Raw genomic sequence first — 20,461 nt, forward strand, 5'->3', positions numbered from 1 at the left:
TAGTAAATATGATTTGGTTATCTTGGATGAACTTAGATACATGTCTTTTGATCAAACGGGAAGTGAAATTTAATTTAACCATCTTTACAACAGAACTACAGTTGGAGCAATTATTATAACCACAAATTTATCATTTGATTGATGGGAAGAGACTTACTTTTAAAGATCTAATGTTTACAGCAGCTATGGCAGATCGTCTGGCCCATCCGGCCCATGTGCTGGATTTTAGTGGTCCCTCATTTAGAGTCGAATACACGAAAAACTGGCTTAATTAGCACTATTTTTTTTGCCTCTTTTCACTTGCATTTAACACTTTAAATGTTTATTTATATTTATTATTTCTTCAATTCCTCTGGTATCTCTGGCTCAAATGCAAAACCAAAGCAACAATTCTCTACACTAAATCCTCCTAGTCCTATAAATAATTTTGTTATTCCTTCTTTTAATATTTTTTTAATTTCTTCCATTTTTTTCTCTCCTATCTTTCTATTATTTTATATGTTATTGGCAGAATGCAAATAATCGCTAGCAAACTTCCAAAAAAAACTTGATTAAACACTACTTGTGAATTAGTTGTAAGAAACAATAGTCCGCATAATGAATATCCCATTAGTGACTTATTTCGTAACTTCATCCTTAATTGCATATCTGTAATTCTATTTTTTTCTGTATCACAGGGGGCATATTTATAAAGACAAAGATAAGAAATGCTTACTATAACAACCGCTAAACTTTTTGGAATAGTTATTTCATTTACTAGTAGCGGTAGTAAAACAAACAGTGGAATGCTAATTCCAGTACATACACTGCTTTTCTTGGCATGAATTCCTCTTGCATGAATTCTAACAGCTAAGTATCCACAATGAAATAAGAACGTCAACGGTACTGTTTGCAACAATATAGCAGCTGCATATACAACAATGGCTTTGCCTAAATTTATTAGAAATACCTCTATTCCAAGCTTACATTTCAATTCTTGAATTCGATTTAGTTCTTGGTGTTCCTTCAGCTTATTTACTATGCTTTCTGCAATAACATCTTCTTTTAATACCCTTAACATCTCTATCATCTTCTTAATCCTTCCTCCAATTCCTTACACCCATAGTATATATGCTTTTTAGTCATTTTTTTCAAAAATAGATTAAATAACCTATTAAACCTCATATATGTACACACAAAAAAGGAAAATACACACTTATGAGTATTTCCCTTACAGTTACGATTATACAACAAATTCAACTAAATATTTGGGATATAAGGTCACAGCCTCACTGTATCCTTGAAGATCCATTCTGTTAATACAAACTTTATTTCTGGTTGGGAAAAATTCATTTTGTCGCATTTTATTGTATAAATTAAATAGCTGAATAAATAGAATTCTTTCAAGGAAGAAACACATTAACAATTCTTCATGATGCATAATTTTAGCGTCTTGTTCCCCATTTGCCAGAAATTCTGGTATTTCAAACTTAGTCGCATTAATCAATGGTCCAATTTCTAAACTTTTTTCCTGACAGCTCAATGCTAAGACATACGTAGCACAGCTTTCGATCTGAGGAATTGTAGAGATTTTTTGCTGTGTACCAATTAATAAATCAATTTCCTCTTGCTTATCCTTACTATAAATAGTTTCTACAAATGGTAAATTTTCAAGAAATTCTTGTACATTTGGAAATCTATTTTCCAAAAACAATTGAATTTTAAATACTTTTCCAGTATTCACAATACCTTCTGCAAAATCCAAGTACTCAGCAATTGCCTCTGTTGAAATAAAATATGGAGTAAAGAACTCTGTATAATTTCTCACCAAATTTAACAATTCACTAGACTCTTGTGTTTTATATTGAGTGAAAAGCTTTGGATCTTTTTCCAATAACTGCATACCTAATTTATTTTCAGGTCCCTCAGCGTCTTCTGCTATTCCATGATAAATGATTTCCTTTAACTTGTTAAATTCAATATCCTTTACCTTAAATGCCATTACAGCTTCTGAAGTAATACAGTCTTGAATCATAAAAAAGTCGTTTATTTTTTTAACTTGATACTTTAATTTTAAGCAATGCATATTCCCAATCCACTCCTTTCTACCCTAGAAGAAATGCATATAATGAAGTCTGATTATCTCCTAGAAGTTTTGACAGTTCAATATCATAAAATCCTCCTAAAGGTACACTCTCTAAACCTAAATAATTAGCTACAAGCTGAATATTTTGTCCAATATGACCAGCTTCCTGCTGAACGAGCTTATAAGAAATATCTGTATATTTTTTAGAAATACTCGTTACATCACAGCTCAATACAATTGTAAACTGAGCACTATTAACTAAATATTTTTGGATAAAGGCCTTACTTATTTCATCCCATGGTTGATATTGCTTAACCATCAACTTATGGGTATCACTGTTCAATCGCATAATATTTCCTTGTTTAACTATCTGCTGATCTACCAAGTCCTCATTGAATAGAAAGTAAGTATCCACATAATATTGAGCTCCTCCTGAGGGATATGTTCGATTTTCTTTACTTCCGCCAATCATGGCTAATTGAGTGAACCGTGCCAATAGCGCTCTATTAACTACTACATTTCCTTTAAATGGCTCTCTTGCAGAATAACGATTCGCTAGAACAGCCTCAAATGGATTACTTTGATCAAGTACATAGTCCAAATCAACCAATGGATAATCACTATTCCCTTGTATTTGTCGTGGCTGATGATCATAAACTTGAGTATTAGTGAATTCCGGCTCATTTATTGACATCATATGATAATCAATAAAGTTTTTTTCGACATTTCTTTCTCCCTTAAAGTTCCACAACTCAATCTCCTCCTATTAAAGAATTATTCAGCCTTAACTAGTGCATTTGAAAAAATAAACTCGTATTCTGGAGAAACACCTAAACGATTATTCAGCATGTGCAAATGCGAAATCACAATATAATATGCGTATATTGAGTCCATTGTTGTTTGGCATTGCTTGATTTGATAAATTATAGACTTAAATATATTTAAGTAAGGTTGATAAAATTGCAAATCTAGCTCACCATTTTGTAAACGGACAATCCTTTTCTCAAGAGCTTCTTTTAGCTCGACTGGAATCTTATGTTCTGAAAACTGCATCCAAATTTTCCGATAAGCTTTGAAAAATTCTTGATTTTGTTCAAAATAACCTAATTTTCGAGCAATGGCAGCACAGCTATACATAATGTCAATAGCCAAAGTATAACGTTGATTGCGATTTAATTTTTGAATAATCTCAGCAGCAAACCTTGAAGAATGTTCAAATAATTTTTCAGAAAGCTCCAACCCTTCCTCTCCACCATAGCGGTACAACTCAGGAATATAATCAACAGCCTGAATCGAGAAATTCGGATATGGTAAGGCTGGTTCTATATCTTCAGTCTGAACAATAGTTGGATTATAAGCGACAGCTTCAAAAGGAAAATCCCGATACTTTTCCTGAAATTTTGAAAGCAATACCTTTATACCATTTTCAAAATTTTTGGCTAGTGTTTCTGATAGTTTGTACCTCAAGCGAATATGAGGTCCGCCATCCCAATACCGAATGAAAAAATATTGGACATTCTCCTCATCTAAGTAAGGCAATAATTTATCCTTTAAAAATTCTTCTAGTAATTGATAGTCATGAATAAATATATGTTTTGATTTCCACATTTTGAGCTCCTTTATTCTAGCATAAGGCTATGACCAGTATTTTGATAACTAAATAGATTCACCGAATACCCAACCAACTCATTACTTCCTATGCTGAATTTTTCTTTTACCGTATCATCATTGTAATTTTTCATTCCACGGGCAGCTAACCCATATTGTGCTGCAATAACTGAAATTCGCTGTGCAAAATGCCCTATTCTAATAAAAATTTCATCATAGTTAGTCTCATTCTTTTCAAAAGTGAAAAACAGCCAGTAATTCATACCTTCCAAGTTGGTAAAGTCTTGATATTCTTGTAACAGCTGCTTATAGACTTGCTTTGTTTTGGGACATAGAAAATCTGAATGTACACCACCTCGATAAAATCCACTTCTAACGTCTGCAATATGATCAACAAAGCACCATAATTTTATTTCTGGATATTCAGTTGCTGCTAGTTGAAAAGCATTAAAAATCTCTTGATGAATCTGATCCGACAGAACTTTACCAATCACAGCATCTCCACGAATATTTTGTTCAGATGTTCGCAGTTTAAAATACTTTGTCTGCTCCTCCTCCTTGATGTCTTCTTGACTTAAATGATATTCTTGATTCTCTGCTATTTTTAATGCAACTGGAATTGTCACATAAAGGTTCGGCTGTTTAAAAAATACATGGCTAGCTATATTTTCACTACGAATCTTATACCTTTCTAGTACATAATCAAGGTTGTACAAAGAATGACCAGTATTTAACATGCTCAGCATTGAGGCAAAATCTCCATAAAATTTCTGAAGCTTCCGATTGTCATTTATAACTAAAATATAATCTCTTTCAGCATCCAAACCAACAAAGTAGTTTTGCTGATAAATATAAACCCTATCTGTTAAAGGATGATACAAGAATAGATGCTCACCATGGATAAATACCACCTTTACACTGGCTATATTTCTAGCCTTTGGTGAAAAACTGTGGAAGTAGTATTTACTAAAGAAATCAATGCGCTGAATCATCTCTGAATAGTAATAAAGATCATATAGAATAGAGCTCCAACTATTCAGACTACCAAGTTCCTTCAAAAATTTCATCTCAATTATATCTATAGGAGTTCCAAATAAGGCTTCCTCGCTTACCTCTGAAGCTGAAAGTTGCTGGAAATAACGCTTTTCACCAAATTTTTTTAGATATTCTTGATTGATCATTCTAAGTTCCTCCTATTTATTATGGAAATGGATGCGGTGTTTCTTCAATCCAGACTTTATCGAAAGTTCCTCGTTTCTTAAACTGAATCGCTTTTTCAACTCGTCGTGAGACCACTCGTCTGTTCTGGTGACCAAACGTCATTGTCAACATCCCTGGAGCTATATATTTTACATTAACAAATCCTGCTACAAATAGATTTGGATTATAAGTTGTTGCACGATATACTTTTTCTGAAATTCTAGTCAGCTCTTTTTCAAGATCCTTAACTACCTCTAAAAATTCACCTTGATATTGATAACTTAAATCCAACTGAGGATAAGATGTACAATGGACGGTATCTATTGCAAATGCAAAGACCTTCCTCATTTCTGGATTTGAATATAGTAACAAATGGTCTTCCAGCAAATGCACAGATTGTGGATGCTTTAGGAGCTTTTTTTTTCGTTCTTGATATTCTTGCTTATCAAAAACATTTGTAAAAACGGTAATTGCAGTTGTAGCCTCAATCAAAGCTCGTTCGATTGATTCCTCCAAATCAAAGGAGGCCGCTGCAGCCGTATAAAATGCCATATCATTTTCTTGCGGATCTATTTTTTCCAATAATACCCAAATAGTTGGAATCTTTATTTCCATTGAAATATCAAAAAGATGGACACGAATACCCTTTCGTTTCAAGGAATCCAAGTACGCTTGAATTTTCTTAGAATGAATTGTTGCTTCATCAATTCTAATCGGCGGAATCTGACCATACCAGGTTGCTAAAAAAGCATCTCTTTCAATTAATTCCAGCATTGCATGAAGACTAGCTTCTGCCTCTGTGGAACCAATGGCACTACCATTAGAGCTTTCATAAATATATCTTTTTTCACCTGAAACAGCATGAGAATTATAATAAATCAACTGCTCAGGAATTAACCTTTTTTCTCCGCTATGCAAGGCCATTACTTCTTCATAATTTAGATAATCTTCAGCTGTATAACCTGATGGATTATGATAATCGCATTGGTTCATTACTTCACTCAAGGTTAAATCAATATTTTCCGAATCTCTTTCCCTTAATTTTTCTTTTTTTATTATATACGGAAATGCGGTAGCATAACGCTCCAAGGATTCCAAGATTGAAATGTATTTGGACTTTTCATAAGAACTTGTTCTTCCATAGGAGAGCATTGATATACCGCGATGGAGTACTTCGGTTTGAACCATTGGAGTACCATAAGAATCTCCCGAACGAGTAAGCGCATTAACAATCGAAGATGGATGCGCATAAAGCAGTTTTCTATTACTTTCAATTTTCTCTCTCACTTCAGCGAAGCTTAACTGTCGATTATTTTTCCCATCAAAAGCAGTGGCTAATGCCTTGGGAATAGCCGCTGAAGAGCCTAAATTACAATTACAGTCACTTCGTTTAAAGGTTGCCTTCGCATGGATTTCCAAAGTTTCTCTATTCACTTCATAAAGGAAGGTTCCACCACCAGCTAATACTCTCTCTCTCAATGCATCAATCAATTCCATTTCAACCTCACTGGGTCGGTCTTTCAACCATCCGAAGTACTGCTGGTATTGATCAAGCTCTTTTAAACGCTCTTTATAGCAATTTAGACAGAAGTGCTGATCACTTTTTACAGAGTGAATAAAAATATACTTTTGATTAGTAAGAATACTAATAGGCTTTACTTCTTGTCCAATCATCTTCCAACCTCCAAAAGTTCGTATCCAAAAGCTTCTTTGCTTAGAATTTCACCTAAATTTGTTTGTCGTCCAACTTTTCGATTACTACTATTTGATAATAATTCAGCTACCATATGATTATATATTTCTGACTGCATAGCTGGCTGACTAACCTGACAAAAAAAGGATTCCTCAATTTCAATCTGATTGATTGCCATACTAATCCAAGTCAATAGGGCTGTATTCAATTGATCTTCTGTTCTAAGTGGTATTTGAAATTTGACCATACTATAATTAACCTGATTCAAAATATACAAATAGCTACCGCCTGTGCTACTTTCCTGCAAATAAAGGTTTACTTTCAGATTTTCTTGAAGGAACAAATCATGGATTAATGCTCCCTCTTTAAGCTCCTCCAACTCTATTCTCTGTAAATCCCCTTTTTCATCATGAAGCGTATTGTAAACCACTTTCTGATTTGCCAATAAGATAAAGCTCGTTCCATAACAAGCTTGTAAAATCTCTGCAAAAGCTGCCTCTGTGACAAATTGAGAAAGACGTTCATAAGAAATATCAGCAAGATAGTAATTTTTTTGTTTTTCTGTTTGAATGGTAATGACCTGAAGTGGAGACTGATTGTATTGCAAGTAGTCAGGATTGCCATTTAATGATTTGATTTTTGAATCATATTTTTTTACAAAAGATTCTATAGCATTATAGTTTTTAATTGGATCTTGCTGACTATTTTCAACAAGTGCGTAATTGGCTTTTTCAATTTTGAGAAATTCCTGCTTTCTTTCCACCTCTAATAAATCATTGATTCTAAAGACTGGCGATCCTTCCCCTACTACTGAAACAATGACACAATAATAAAGGAAGCTTGCCAAAAGTCGTTCTGAAATATCATTTTTTTCTATAAGGAAAGTATTAGCTGGCTTTCTAGTAGATATACAAATATCAGAGCCTTCCTTCCATATATAATACTCACCATTAAGTTGGTTGTTCAGTAAAATATTGAACTTATCTACTTCAACAATTTCATTTTTCAATTGATGATTTGAAAGGTAACCACTTAAATAGCCAGCACCGAAAAAGGCTGTGGGTATTTGTATTTGAATTTTTCCGATTTTTGCTAAACCTTCTTGAACATCTAGGCATGCCTCCTCTACCCAAGGCAGATAGGCCATGTCTTTATGCTTAGCATAACTCTGCGAATCAATTTGGTAAAAAATATGTTTTTCCAGAAATAATTGAATCAACGAATCATACCTAGCAAAGTTATTTTGCACTAGTGAGGCTTCCATTCCTTGAGACACCACCTGAATTAACTTCACAATTTCCTGATAATCAGCATTATTCACTTTTAGTTTAAGCCGCTCTTTGGGTCCATAAATAAATAATTCTGGTTCATTATAGTAGTACCTGCTATTTTTACGCCCCTTTATAATCATGGCCTACTCACTCCTTCTTTTTATTAAATCTGATAACTAATAAGGAAATAATCAAAAGAGATACTACGTAACCAATCGAAATAAATGTACCTTGGGTAAAGTCAAAAGTTTGATTCCAAATTGAAACATAAATTTTATTTAAATGGTAAATTGGGTTTACATAAGCAACGTATCTAACGAAATTAGGCAAGCTCTCTACAGGAACCGAAAAACCACCAGTAAACATAACCACTTGAAATAATACGATAGAAACAACTAATGCTGTTTTTACTTCTTTAAAATTTGAATAAATAGCATGAGAATAAACCAGCATAAAAGCATTTACTATTAGTAAACTAAAATATGAAACTAAAAACCCAACAAAAGAAAGCCGTAAGTCGTACACTAAAATGCCAATTAAGGTAATTAGGAAAAAACCGGCACTAGCTATAATAAATGATTTAGCAATACTCGATAGCAAAAGAACTTTGTCAGTAATCGGTGTGATAAATAATCTCTTTTCAATACCAGCTGCTCGATTCATAACTTGATCAAATCCAAAAGCAAAAAACACTACTGAAAAACTGATCAAAACGATAAATGATGGAGTATACATCTGTACATAGTTCATACCTCCACTATAGGTCTCCTTACTGAACATCTGCCCCATTAGAATATAAGTTACTGGTGGTACAACTACGGTAAATACTAGATAAAACAATTCTCTAAAAAACATTTTTAAGTCATATTTAATTTGTGTTAGCAACATGTCTTTTTCCTCCCTATTTTGCAATTTTGTCTAGATAAAAACTATTGATTGATTTATGCCCTGATTTCAGAATATTTTCCGGTGTATCAAATATTTCATTCTTACCATCATTAATAAACAGTACTTTATCACAGTACATTTCAATTTCATCCATATAATGTGTGGATAAAATTACCGTACTATCATTTTTCTTTATATAGCTTGTGATATTTTCCCATAAAACATTTCGCATATGGGGATCTAAACCTGTAGTTGGTTCGTCTAAAATAATCAGACGTGGCTTTGAGGAAAAGGCAATTGCTAAACTAACTTTTTGCTTCCAACCACCTGATAAATTATCAAAGAAGGTATTTAAATGCTCTTGAAGCTCAAATTCTTCGATAATTTCATCTAAATTTACTTGCCCACCATAATATGAACGAAAAAGATCCAATAATTCTTTTACTTTTAACTTTTTATAAAACTGGGTAGGCTGTAAAACTGCAGAAATATTATTTTTAATTTTCCCTAACTCCGCATGGTCAATTTCCTTTAAATTTTCGCCAAAAACAACTACTTTTCCATCATTGAAATCTTTAATTGTCATTAGTATTTCTAAGAAGGTCGATTTCCCTGCTCCATTTTTCCCAATAACACCAATGATTTCTCCCTTTTCAGCTGCAAAGTCAATCCCTTTTAAAACATCTTTTTTTCCATAGCTTTTTGTCAAGCTTTCTACTTTTACATTATAATCTTGCATAATTAACCCTCCTAATTATCAATTGTGTATTCAACAACATACTCTCTAAGCTCACTTTCAAATTCAGGCAGTACTTCTTCAATATAATAGAGCGGTTCATGACTAACTTTCTCCTTTATTTCACTAAGAAAATGTTTGAATAGTGCAGGCACTGTTATATCAATAAACATTGGCTTCATTGTTGATATTTCTTCCCCCAACCGATATTTTTTCAAAAAGAATTTTTTAGGCAAGTGGTTCATAACAAAATAGTCATTCATTATTAGATAAACATCTACATCATTCGTAGTATCTCTTATCATTATTTCGAAATCTTCAAGACAAAGATTCCATTTCTTCCTATACATCACAATATTTTCAAACTTAATTCTAGGCAGGTAATCTCTCTTTTTTAAAAAGTAATTAATATCAAAATTAATTCTGCCGCTTTGGAATAACAACAACAGCACAGACAATACACCTGGCAAAAATACTGGAACTAAAGAAGATTTATAAGCCACTCTGGCTTCCTGTTGCTGATGATCAAGAATCTTTAATTTCCGCCTTTTTTCATCATATTTGACACTAAAGGTTGAAATGTCAGGCTGTTCAGTGTCACAAAAGCGCTGATTACCAAGTTCCAAATTCAACTTCTGCTTATACAATCGCTCATGAATTCCACCATTGAAACCAAATAACTCTGTGACTTCATAGTAATTTTTGTCATAATAATTTTTTTGAATATAGTCTTGATATTGTGGATTACCATCCAAATCATCAAAAAAATCTTTAAATCTAGAAAGAAATTTTTCTTGACCATCATAGATATCATTTAAAATAACATTATCTTGAGTAAGCTGATAAAAAAAAGTCATACTAAATTCATTACCGAATTTAATAGCATCTGGAATCCTTGCTGAAAATTGCTTAATAATTCTTTGAAAATCAATTTCAGTTTCGGAAGATTCTTCTAAATAATTGGAAAAATAAAGCTTAAACTCATCTCTTAGATCATCTAAAATTTTGATTTCAGGTGCGATTGCATCAGCATAACGATAGTCCATATCTTGAAAGTATGGAAAAAAATAACGTAGCTTTTCAAAAAAAACTTGATTTAATAAATTGCTATCCGATAAGCTTGTTTCTGCTGCTCCGTAGTTCTTCTTATAGAGCGCAGCAACTTCATATTGTACACGGACGTTTACATCAAACAATAATAAAAATGCAGCTATTTCTTGAAAAAATGCAGCTGAAAATTTGTCTTCAATATCTTCAAGCTTGCTTTCATTATGCTTTGAATCAAACAAAACATCTTCATAGAGAATCTCAGTCCCAAAACTAGGAATTGATTCACTTAATTGCTTAATTGTTTCTTCTATTTTCTGCCAGATAATTAACCTTTCTCCAACTTCAGCATGTTCAAATTCTACTTGTCTTTTTTGAATACTCTGTAATTGCTTTAATAGCCCCTCGCAAATCTGCTGTTCTATCAAGTAATCAATTATCTGACCCACCAAATCACGCTCTGCTTTAACTGTAATTTTCTGGACTAAAATTTTGAGCGATACTAGCTTACTAAACACGTCCATCTCATGATTTAAATATAATTTATTTTCAATGAGAAACTGCTCAAATTCTTTATACACTATTGTCTGACCTTGCTTCTCTTTAAGAAAAGTTATTACCTCTTCAGCAAGACCTACCTCAACTAACTTATCGCTTGTTTCATAAATTTTTCTAGATTGTGGTACATTTTCTTGGGTCACAAAGAAAACTTTTGCATCCTTTTGACCAAATTTTGATACTTTAACTGGTATTCTTTCCAAAGCTACTAAATCTGTTCTGACTGCTTCCAAGAATATCCTAAACAATAAAGCATGGTTTAATTCAATATTTACTTCCTTATTAATTGGAAATACAGCACCGGATGAGCCTGTTTTTGTTAGATAGGAAAAAGGACTTGTTTTCATAGAGCTACGCATTAATAAATTAAGAATAAAACTATCCAATTTTTTATCTTTCTTGTTATGTGCATTAACTGGCTTCGCTAGATACTTTTCAATATTTTTATAGATAGTGCGATTAAAAAATAATACTGTTTTCTGTAATTGTTCATTTGCTATTTCTCGCTGTAAAATTTCTCTACATTTATAGACCGTTTGATCGTATACTTTTCTTAAACCTTCCTCATACAAAGCTTGCTGATCTAAAAGCTCTACTAGATGCTCCAGTTGAATTTCTCCAGAATACTTTCTTAGACGAGTATCACGGAGATTATGAACATCTCGTTTAAGATTTAGTAACTTAGAATCTTTACTTTGGAAAAACGCCTCTTCAATTTGGTGAACAATACGTTCCTGCTCCTGTTTTAGCGCACTTTGAAGAAGGTCCATTGCTTCCATTAATGCTTGAATTTCTTGTGAGTTTTCTTTCATTTCAAAGTACCATCGATTTGAAGTATCCGTTCCTCGATAAATACTAAATGGATTTTGACTGATTTTCATTTCCAATATTTAGCTCCTCCTTCCAAGTCTTTCCTTTTCTTTTTTCTACCTCTCGATATGCCATATAAATGTATTTTTGCTTCTTTAAAGCACTTATATTGAACAATGGCAGTGTTAGATACAATAAATTTATTGTAAAACGATATGCTGTTGCCTCAGGCTTTTCCATAAAATTATTTTGTTCAGCATAGCTAACAAAATTTTTATGAAAATCATTTTGAAAATTATTTTTTAACTCTACTATAGTGTTATCAAGGGTTACCTTATATTCCTCACTCACTAGTTGATCTATCTGGCTTAAACAACGTTCATAAAATTTAGAAAATTGCTCTCCCCAACGTTTAATCAGTTGAGAATGTGTTATTTTTATCATTTCAAATCCTGCATTTTTTTTCTGATACATTTCCTCAAATAAAGCTTCACTATAGGGCATCTGCTGCTTATCAGAAAGTTCAAAAAATCCTTGAACATGAGAAATAAAGGAAAAATAGCCTTTATTATTGCCTTTATCGTGATAAATTTCTGAAACTTGTGCAAAAATCAGAGGAAATAGCTCTTCTTCAGTTACATTTTTTTCCAACAAATAACTCTTTGTATCTATTAGCAGTTGATTAATCTCAAAGCGTTCAAGTAAATACAACTGAGTCAGTTCAGCATTTTGAAAATCAAACTCAAAAAGACGAATCTCAACTTCTCCGTGATCTCTTATTCTCTTTACAAATGTTTTATTCTCCAAATTGGAAAGTAACTGTGCATTTTGCTCATATTGTAGCTTGACTCTACCTATATAAGCCTCATCTAAAAAGTGACTTCTTTTCAGTTTTACAATATGATTTTTTAATTGATTAAATTTGGAATCAGTTAATTTTTCTTCAGTAACCAGTTGAATATGAGGTCCACCTTCCCAGCTTTTTGAAAGAAAATATTTTGTCTTCTTCATCATTGTATGAATAAATGAAAGAAGTGGTTCTTCTAGTAATTTGTCATAATTATAAATACAGGTTTGATACATAACAACACATCCTTATGTATATTTTTTTAAAATTCCGAGAAGAATTTGAAACAAATTGCCTTCTAAGTTTATTTTTCCAAACATTACCACAATAGATGGATATTCAGATTTCTAAAAACGGCTTTTGTCACAATCTCTTCTCTACTAATTCAGCTAAATTTTAGCATGAACCACAGCAAGATGTTGAACCACAGGTTGATGAGGCTGAACAACTTGTTGATCCGCTACTAGCTGTTGTTTCTGGTATTGCCGAAACTTCATCCAAATCTAATAATTCTACTTCCAAATCAAAATCTTTTGTACTTAATTCCTTTTCCATATACTATTCCTCCTAGTAAATTATTGTCTGCGTTTCGAGCATCTTCTCATATAGCTACTTAACATGAACCACAACAAGATGTTGAGCCACAGGTTGATGAAGCTGAACAACTTGTCGAACCGCTACTAGCTGTTGTTTCTGGTATTGCTGATACTTCGTCCAAATCTAACAATTCTACTTCCAAGTCAAAGTCCTCAGTAGTTGTTTCATTTACACTCAATTCTCTTTCCATGCTTTTTCTCCTCTCATATTCATATTCCTTACACACATACTATAGCTTAAAAACGTTTGAAGACTATATCTTACTCATACAAACAACTTTTCTATACTTAAACGTTTAAAATAAAAATTTAAAATGTAGCTATTTTAGTCATAACTGTTCTATTTTTGTTAAAATAAAACCACAAAAAAGCACCTCCCACTAGTGGAAAGTGCCTTTTCGGCTCTATAATATGATTATGGCAATTTGAGGTAGTACACTAAAAGTTGACACGGGAATAGAAAACTAGCTAAAATTTAGTTGAGGTGACTTCTTTTAAGTCATTAGAACCTGAAAGAATAGAATAGTCTATACATATGTTTCTATCTTCTGTATTTCCTGTGCTATTAAATGTAGTCGTTAAGGCATACCAACCAGCCATCATATTCACACTACCACCAGAAAGGCGCTTAGGTCTATATACACGAGAATTTCCAAAGCCATACTTGTTCATAAATGACTTTATATTTGTAGTAACAGTTGCCTTTCCTGCATTTTGTCCACCAGGAGAATGTAAAATTCTATCAGGCCCAATAACCAACCCATTATGTCCCACTAGTCCTCCAGCTGAACTTTCTCCTGGAACAATAATGAAATCTCCTGCATGTAAGGGGCTATCTCTAAGGTTATAATTAATTGGTTTAGGTAAATCTGTAGGTGTGTTCAATCCTTCAATCAAAGCTGCTTTCCACTCATCAAGACTAATTCCTTCTAATTCTCCAACAGTTACATAATGATCATATCCTTCAACTAAATCGCTTTCATCTGTATCTGATAAGTTTATCTTTTCTGAAGTAAGTAACGGTACTAAATCTTTGCATCACCTTCATATGCTGCATTCACTAAAACTGGACTCTTTATTGCTAAAATAAAAACCAACGCTAACCAAAATTTCTCCATCAAAAACCCTCTTTTTTTTATGTTACAATATAATTATAACTTAGATAGGTAGGTCAATCTATGAAAAATAAATTTGTGATATTCATTTTTATTTGTTTTCTTTTAGTTGCAGTATTTTATGCCAATAAAATACTTAGACAATCGGTTGCTACTAACCGCATTCATCATTATATGGACAAAAATGGCTTTCCAGTAAAATTAATAAAAGAAGAAAACATCCATTACTCTTATTCAACTGATCGTTGGAATTTATTCGTTATCATGAAAGATGATTTAGATTTTCAGTATAGCTTTGAATATCGCTTTAAAACAAATGATATACAAGAAGATATGCAAAATATAAACCACAATTTCAATGAAAAGCCGTCTAAATATAATCAAAAACTCTATTATGAGAAAATAGAACAATAAATTCCAAATTATTCTATTTTCTTAAAGTATTAAGTTTTTTATATAGAATAAAAGCCGATCCTATAGGTGAATTCAAGAAAATTAGTAACAGTATGGGGGAACTATAAAAAAAATAAAACAATCTTAGCGATTTTCAGTTATTCTGAATTTCACCAAGATCGTTTTATTTTTTTAAGGCCTCTATGTCACGACCTCTATTCACTTGATTCGCTTTAAAATTTTTCTTTCACATCATCGATAAAATCTTCTGTTTTATCTTTTGCTTCAGTAGCGAATTCTTTTACTTTTCCAACAGCTTTATCAAACATGCCTTCTGCTTGCTTTTGTTTGTCTCCTGTTGCTCCGCCTACGCGATCTTTCACTTCACCTTTGACTTGATCTAATTTACCGTTATCTTCTGTCATTGTGCATCCCTCCAATTTTTCTTTTATTATACAAAAAAAGAATAGTAATTTCCAAAGATAACCCTTTTTAGCTTTTATTAATGATTGAAATGGCATTTAAGATATTTGGAAAGCCGATATAAGGCAGACAGTGAATCATCGTTGCAAGCAGGACTTCTTTACTGTTTCCTACTTTCAAATTTCCCTTCGCATGTGCTAAAATTTGTTTTTCTTGACCGTTTGCAACCAGCATACATAAAATTAAAAGCTCTCTTGTTTGTAGTGACAACCCCGATCTCGTATAAAAGTCACCAAACCCAAATGCAGTTAAAAAGTTCGGCACTACGGTTTTCAAGTTTTCAGGCAAGTCTTGATGGGCTTGTTGAATTTCATCGCCATAAATAGGCGTTTGAATTGCTTTTCCTTTTTCAAAGCGCTCCTCTTCTGTCACTTGTTTTTGACTAGGTAGCGGAAGAGCGATTCCTTGTTCTTCAAAAACTTCATTAATAGCATTAACAGCATTCAATGTCTTCGGAAATCCGATAAAAGGAGCACACTGATAAATGGCTTCTTTTATTTCAATTGGTGTTACACCTATCCTTAATGCAGCTTCTGTATGCGCTTTTAATTGAGGCAAGGTTTGTTGGACAGCTAGTAAAACGACCGTAACAAGCTCTCTTAATGAATCTTCCAGTTCGCCAACGTAAAAAACTTCACCAAAAATAAATTTTTGCAAAATCTCCATTAACTCGGGATCTTTTGAATCAATTGTTGGAAATTCGCCAAATAGTTCGTTAAATTTTTCCCGACTTAGTTGAGTTCTGTCCATATGCTCTCCTTCTTTCTAAAAGTTGTGATTGATTGCTTCAATAAAGGTAAACTTTTGGTTTTCATATTCAAATTTTAAAATACATCCATTATCAAAACGAATAGTCTCACGTTTCGATAAATCTTCCCATTTTTTTAAGAACATAAAACAAGCGCCACCATGACTCACCGCTAAGACATTTTCGTGATTCTCTTGCTCCATCAGTTCAAGTAATGTTGTATTCATCCGATTTTGTACGTCTTTATCCGATTCACCATTAAATCGAACAAAAAAATCCCCATACGTTTCTTCTTCTGGTGTTAGCGGAGGATTTAAATCTTCACTTTCTCCTTCAAATGTACCAAAATCCCATTCTTTCAGACCTTTCAATCGAGTATAAGGCAATTGAGTCATTAATTCTAGTGTATCACTTGCCCGTTCTTGAGTTGATGAATAGGCGTGAGTCAGTTTAATTTGGTTGTCTTTAAAATAAGTTCCGGCGGTTATTGCTTGTTGTTTTCCTTTTTCAGTTAAAGGAGAATCGCTTGCCCCTTGGATTTTGCGTCGAGCGTTGAATAATGTTTGCCCATGCCTCATTAAATACAATGTTTTTTTCATAAATTCACTCCCATTTTTTGACGATCTCTTTGACTAATTCGATCTTTTGTTAAATTTATTTTGTAGTCGAGATAATCTAAGGTTTTTTGTTGTTTTGTCATTTTTTCAAGGATGATTGCTTGTTGCTTGGCAAGAATTTCTTCCCGTTGCTCTAAGGTTTCTTCTCCTTCACGATATAAATCAAAGTAATGTTTAATTGCTTCAAGAGTTAAACCGGCTTCTTTCATACAAATAATAAAATCGATATGATCCAAATCTTCTTGTTGGTAATTGCGAATGCCGTTTTCTCTTTTGATTGGTTCAATTAAGCCAATTTTTTCGTAATATCTTAAGGTATCAATACTGATGTTAAATTTTTTACTGACTTCATTTATTTTCATGTATCTTCCTCCTTTTTTTATAGTTTAACACTTGGAGTTGACTCTAGGTCAAGTGTTTCTTTTTATTCGTAACTTTTATTTATAAAGTCTCCTTTTTTATAAGCGTTGTTGAACAAATTTTTGTTTTCCTACTCCTTGTGGTTATTCGTTAATTGATAAACAACCAGAGGCACATTGTCGAAGCTAGTGATGGTTAATTCTTGTAGGTTAGGACTTGATTTCAACGCTATTTTTGGCAATACTGCTAGTGCTTGATTTTGCTCTACCATCGAAACAAGGATATCTAACGTATCTAGTTCAATTAGTTGAATGGTGGGTTTCTTTTGTTGCGCTAAATAATCAAGGGTTGCTTTGCGATAGGGACACGCCTTGTCTCGGCTTATTAAAACTGGTTTTTCTCCCCATTTACTGGAATAATGCGTGGATGCAAGCCAAGCTATTTCTTCCTCAATTACAGACACTTTTTTCAATTCTTCATCTATGATTTCTCGGTTTAAAAGAATAAAGTCAAGTTCTCCTTGCTTCAATAATAAAACCAACTCTTCTATTGATTTGGTTCGAACCACTATTTTTTCTTGAAGAAATATTTGAGACAAATAATGTTTGGAAATAGCTTGCGTTGCGCCAATTCTGATGGTTTGTTTTTCATTTGCAAAATGTTCCGTTACGTTATCCATTATGGTACTAATTTCAATACAATACGCTAAAAAAATCTCTCCTGCTGGCAGTAAAAACATGCCTTTATTCGTTCGATTAAATAAAGTACAACCTAATTCTTTTTCTAATTTTTCAATTCGTTTGCTGACATTTGATTGCACATAATCCAATTTGCGTGCAGCTTTAGAAACTGACTGTAATTCTGCGACTTCTTTAACTATTTTCATATCATTTGTTTCCAACTTTACCCACTCCTTAGGTATTCCAAAATGGAATCGAGATCATGCATTTTGTTCATTATACAGTACTCGATTTTCTTTGTATAATTCAAGTATAAAAAAAGAAAGAAGGAATTCAGATGATTGGAATGCAGTATAAAATCACTTTACCAAACGACTATGACATGAACATTATTAGAAATAGAGTCGCTGAAAACGGACATAAAACAGATGGCTTTCACGATCTTCTTTTTAAGGCTTATCTGATAGCTGACTCTTCTAATAAAAAAGAATACGCTCCCTTTTATATTTGGAAAGATCATGCTGGCATGAATCAGTTTATTTTCGATGGTTTTTATGACAATATCTTGGCTTCTTTTGGCTGGCAAACTATTCAAATTGCCATTCCCTACCAAGTTGACTTAACTGAAAAATTTAATAAAGCAGCCTATGTTCTTGAAATCCAACACACCTTTAAAAACAGTACACCTCTGTCTCCACCTAGTTTTACTTATCCAAATGATCCGAATTGTCTAGGCAAAGTCCTCGTGTACAATCCTGATAAATGGAACTATGTGGAGTTTTATTTTATGAAACTACTCCTTCAGTTAAGAGTAAATTTAACGCTGTTTATGAAGTTCTGTATCTATCTCTATAGGATAAGCTGTTTAATTTCTTTGAATCCATCAAAAAAAGCATTCTTTCCTTTTGTTTTATGGTAAAATGATGAGAGTATAATTAAAAAGAGGTGTAGTCTTATCAAAAAAACAAGTATTCCAACAAATTACGAATCAATCTTAAATGTGTACGACACACAAACCGCAATTGGATTTATCAAACGCTGCTTTGAAGAAGCGTTAACAGGTAGTCTAAAGTTAAAACGTGTTTCAGCTCCACTTTTTGTTCATCAACAATCTGGGCTAAATGATAATCTAAGTGGGGTTGAGCGCCCTGTTCAATTTGATGTGCCATCACTCAATGATAATGGCGAAGTGGTCCACTCGCTAGCAAAATGGAAACGTATGGCTTTAAAGCAATACGATTTCCATACTGGAAATGGGTTATATGCAGATATGAATGCGATTCGTCGCGACGAAGTCTTAGACAACTTACACTCGATTTATGTAGATCAATGGGATTGGGAACGAGTTATTTCAAGAGAACAACGAACCCTTGATTATTTAAAAGAAGTCGTACAAAGTCTTGTGAATGCCATGGCAGAAACTGCCAGTCGTTTGCATACCAAGTATCCAAGTGTTACGGTTCCAATTCAAACAGAAATTTCGTTTATTACAAGTCAGGAATTAGCTGATCTTTATCCTGAACTCGATTCAAAAGAGCGAGAGCATGACTACGTAAAGGCCCATCCGACAACCTTTGTCATGCAAATTGGTGACACATTAAAAAATGGCAAACCTCACGATCACCGCGCGCCTGATTACGACGACTGGTCTCTCAATGGTGATTTGTTCGTTTGGCATGAACCGTTGCAATGTGCAATGGAGCTTTCTAGCATGGGAATTCGAGTGGACGATCAATCTCTTTTGGAACAACTTGAAAAAGCGAATGCAACGGATCGATTGGCTTTTGATTTTCATAAACAAGTAGCAAACAATGCCTTGCCATTAACGATTGGTGGTGGAATTGGTCAAAGTCGAATGTGCATGTTTTTACTAGGAAAAGCTCATATTGGCGAAGTTCAAGTTTCTTTATGGGATGATGAGACCATTGAAGCTTGTGATGGAAAGATTTTTTTACTGTAAGATTTTTTAACTATTTTATTGGATATATTAAATGTTTAAGTCAAAACCCCAACAAGAAAATGATTCTTGTTGGGGTTTTAACTTAAACTCTTTTTAACAAACTAACTCAACGGCTAACGTCATGGCGTTTTAATTTCCTAATCGCAACAATCTATTTAACTGATTTTAGTCACCGTTAAATCTTTGAAAAAAGCTTCGGTTCCTATATCTACAAAAAGTCCAATTGCCCCTTTAGCACCGCCACCATGTTTCATATTTTCAACGACTAATACCGGCTCTTTCTCACCGTTTAAATAGAATTCTCCTCTAGGACCATCCACCACTGCTTTTAAAGAAATCCACTCATCCAGACCAATATCAGCTGGGCCTTCAAATTCTGTTATTCCTAAATTTCTAAAATAGTCAAACGTATACGTAGGATATGAAAAATATTGTACCCCACGATTTTTTCTGACTGGGTCTGCAATTCGGCCATTAGTAGGTCGCACGTAAAAAGATTCAAATGCTGTATCCTCTTCATTAATTCGAAATGCAATTCCAATAAAACCACGAGCAAAATCAGGTGCATCTGGTAGTAAACGGCTCAACATTTTGACTTCAATCACTCCATTTTGAAAAGACGAATCTACTAATTTTACATACGTATTTTCATCAAATTCCATCAACTTGTCTTTTTTCACCACTCTTAAAACGGATTCATCATCAAGTTTTACCCATTCTGCACTTGTATGAACAGCTTTTATTTTTGTAGCCTCATTCATCACACTAACATCCTCCTTAATTGCT

At 33.2% G+C, this 20,461-nt stretch carries 24 protein-coding genes; 3 read left to right on the plus strand and 21 right to left on the minus strand.

Annotated features, from left to right (window positions below; translation table 11 throughout):
* Window positions 1-335: 335 nt before the first annotated feature.
* From AC07SW_RS08470 to AC07SW_RS08540, 15 genes are all read right to left on the minus strand, one after another.
* Window positions 336-467, minus strand: coding sequence for a cyclic lactone autoinducer peptide (locus AC07SW_RS08470; protein ID WP_119908492.1), 132 nt, complete (start codon window positions 465-467; stop codon window positions 336-338).
* Window positions 468-478: 11 nt separating this feature from the next.
* Entirely contained in the window at window positions 479-1,069 is a 591-nt protein-coding gene (locus AC07SW_RS08475; protein ID WP_494632662.1) for an accessory gene regulator B family protein, read from the minus strand.
* Window positions 1,070-1,222: 153 nt separating this feature from the next.
* Window positions 1,223-2,065 carry an ABC transporter permease gene (locus AC07SW_RS08480; protein ID WP_119908493.1) on the minus strand — a complete coding sequence of 281 codons (843 nt, stop codon included), beginning with the start codon at window positions 2,063-2,065 and terminating at the stop codon, window positions 1,223-1,225.
* 19 nt (window positions 2,066-2,084) lie between these two features.
* The gene (locus AC07SW_RS08485) at window positions 2,085-2,816 is read right to left on the minus strand and encodes a SagB/ThcOx family dehydrogenase (RefSeq protein WP_202872141.1); all 732 of its coding nucleotides are present in this window, start codon (window positions 2,814-2,816) and stop codon (window positions 2,085-2,087) included.
* 23 nt (window positions 2,817-2,839) lie between these two features.
* Window positions 2,840-3,673, minus strand: coding sequence for a thiopeptide-type bacteriocin biosynthesis protein (locus tag AC07SW_RS08490; protein ID WP_119908495.1), 834 nt, complete (start codon window positions 3,671-3,673; stop codon window positions 2,840-2,842).
* An 11-nt stretch (window positions 3,674-3,684) separates the two neighbouring features.
* A complete protein-coding gene (locus tag AC07SW_RS08495) occupies window positions 3,685-4,854 on the minus strand; it encodes a hypothetical protein (protein WP_119908496.1) in 1,170 nt (389 codons plus the stop codon).
* A 19-nt stretch (window positions 4,855-4,873) separates the two neighbouring features.
* Window positions 4,874-6,547, minus strand: a complete 1,674-nt coding sequence (locus AC07SW_RS08500; RefSeq protein WP_119908497.1) for a YcaO-like family protein — start codon at window positions 6,545-6,547, stop codon at window positions 4,874-4,876.
* Window positions 6,544-7,977 (minus strand): hypothetical protein, encoded by a 1,434-nt coding sequence (locus AC07SW_RS08505; protein ID WP_119908498.1) that lies wholly within the window; start codon window positions 7,975-7,977, stop codon window positions 6,544-6,546. Before AC07SW_RS08505 ends, AC07SW_RS08500 begins: the two co-directional genes overlap by 4 nt.
* Window positions 7,978-7,984: 7 nt before the next feature.
* Window positions 7,985-8,725, minus strand: a complete 741-nt coding sequence (locus AC07SW_RS08510) for an ABC transporter permease (RefSeq protein ID WP_135023053.1) — start codon at window positions 8,723-8,725, stop codon at window positions 7,985-7,987.
* Between the two features lie 13 nt (window positions 8,726-8,738).
* Window positions 8,739-9,464 (minus strand): ABC transporter ATP-binding protein, encoded by a 726-nt coding sequence (locus AC07SW_RS08515; protein WP_119908500.1) that lies wholly within the window; start codon window positions 9,462-9,464, stop codon window positions 8,739-8,741.
* 11 nt (window positions 9,465-9,475) lie between these two features.
* Window positions 9,476-11,953, minus strand: coding sequence for a lanthionine biosynthesis protein (locus AC07SW_RS08520; protein WP_119908501.1), 2,478 nt, complete (start codon window positions 11,951-11,953; stop codon window positions 9,476-9,478).
* A complete protein-coding gene (locus AC07SW_RS08525; RefSeq protein WP_494632664.1) occupies window positions 11,922-12,959 on the minus strand; it encodes a hypothetical protein in 1,038 nt (345 codons plus the stop codon). Before AC07SW_RS08525 ends, AC07SW_RS08520 begins: the two co-directional genes overlap by 32 nt.
* A 160-nt stretch (window positions 12,960-13,119) precedes the next feature.
* Window positions 13,120-13,278 carry a thiazolylpeptide-type bacteriocin gene (locus AC07SW_RS08530; RefSeq protein WP_119908503.1) on the minus strand — a complete coding sequence of 53 codons (159 nt, stop codon included), beginning with the start codon at window positions 13,276-13,278 and terminating at the stop codon, window positions 13,120-13,122.
* A 58-nt stretch (window positions 13,279-13,336) separates the two neighbouring features.
* Entirely contained in the window at window positions 13,337-13,510 is a 174-nt protein-coding gene (locus AC07SW_RS08535; RefSeq protein WP_119908504.1) for a thiazolylpeptide-type bacteriocin, read from the minus strand.
* Window positions 13,511-13,787: 277 nt separating this feature from the next.
* Window positions 13,788-14,204 carry a hypothetical protein gene (locus AC07SW_RS08540; RefSeq protein ID WP_494632665.1) on the minus strand — a complete coding sequence of 139 codons (417 nt, stop codon included), beginning with the start codon at window positions 14,202-14,204 and terminating at the stop codon, window positions 13,788-13,790.
* Between the two features lie 293 nt (window positions 14,205-14,497).
* Between AC07SW_RS08540 and AC07SW_RS08545 the strand changes: the two genes are divergently transcribed.
* Window positions 14,498-14,848: a DUF3139 domain-containing protein gene (locus tag AC07SW_RS08545; protein WP_119908506.1), complete on the plus strand. Its 351-nt coding sequence runs from the start codon at window positions 14,498-14,500 to the stop codon at window positions 14,846-14,848.
* 212 nt (window positions 14,849-15,060) lie between these two features.
* On the opposite strand, the gene AC07SW_RS08550 is transcribed toward AC07SW_RS08545, so the two are convergent.
* The 5 genes from AC07SW_RS08550 to AC07SW_RS08570 form a co-directional block, all read right to left on the minus strand.
* Complete coding sequence (locus AC07SW_RS08550; protein ID WP_034568306.1) at window positions 15,061-15,252, minus strand: CsbD family protein; 192 nt, start codon at window positions 15,250-15,252, stop codon at window positions 15,061-15,063.
* Window positions 15,253-15,319: 67 nt separating this feature from the next.
* Window positions 15,320-16,060: a carboxymuconolactone decarboxylase family protein gene (locus AC07SW_RS08555; RefSeq protein WP_494632667.1), complete on the minus strand. Its 741-nt coding sequence runs from the start codon at window positions 16,058-16,060 to the stop codon at window positions 15,320-15,322.
* A 15-nt stretch (window positions 16,061-16,075) separates the two neighbouring features.
* The gene (locus AC07SW_RS08560; protein ID WP_485400907.1) at window positions 16,076-16,657 is read right to left on the minus strand and encodes a histidine phosphatase family protein; all 582 of its coding nucleotides are present in this window, start codon (window positions 16,655-16,657) and stop codon (window positions 16,076-16,078) included.
* The gene (locus AC07SW_RS08565) at window positions 16,654-17,037 is read right to left on the minus strand and encodes a MerR family transcriptional regulator (protein WP_311779716.1); all 384 of its coding nucleotides are present in this window, start codon (window positions 17,035-17,037) and stop codon (window positions 16,654-16,656) included. Before AC07SW_RS08565 ends, AC07SW_RS08560 begins: the two co-directional genes overlap by 4 nt.
* 128 nt (window positions 17,038-17,165) lie before the next feature.
* Window positions 17,166-17,936, minus strand: a complete 771-nt coding sequence (locus AC07SW_RS08570) for a LysR family transcriptional regulator (protein WP_494632668.1) — start codon at window positions 17,934-17,936, stop codon at window positions 17,166-17,168.
* A gap of 116 nt (window positions 17,937-18,052) precedes the next feature.
* Between AC07SW_RS08570 and AC07SW_RS08575 the strand changes: the two genes are divergently transcribed.
* Both AC07SW_RS08575 and asnA read left to right on the plus strand, forming a co-directional pair.
* Window positions 18,053-18,634 (plus strand): DUF4865 family protein, encoded by a 582-nt coding sequence (locus AC07SW_RS08575; RefSeq protein WP_494632670.1) that lies wholly within the window; start codon window positions 18,053-18,055, stop codon window positions 18,632-18,634.
* A gap of 36 nt (window positions 18,635-18,670) precedes the next feature.
* Complete coding sequence (asnA, locus tag AC07SW_RS08580) at window positions 18,671-19,675, plus strand: aspartate--ammonia ligase (protein ID WP_494632728.1); 1,005 nt, start codon at window positions 18,671-18,673, stop codon at window positions 19,673-19,675.
* A 155-nt stretch (window positions 19,676-19,830) separates the two neighbouring features.
* Here the strand turns inward: asnA and AC07SW_RS08585 are convergent, their stop codons facing one another.
* Window positions 19,831-20,436: a hypothetical protein gene (locus tag AC07SW_RS08585; protein ID WP_494632671.1), complete on the minus strand. Its 606-nt coding sequence runs from the start codon at window positions 20,434-20,436 to the stop codon at window positions 19,831-19,833.
* Window positions 20,437-20,461: the final 25 nt, after the last annotated feature.

It is taken from the genome of Carnobacterium sp. GW821-FHT04C06 (assembly GCF_059420345.1).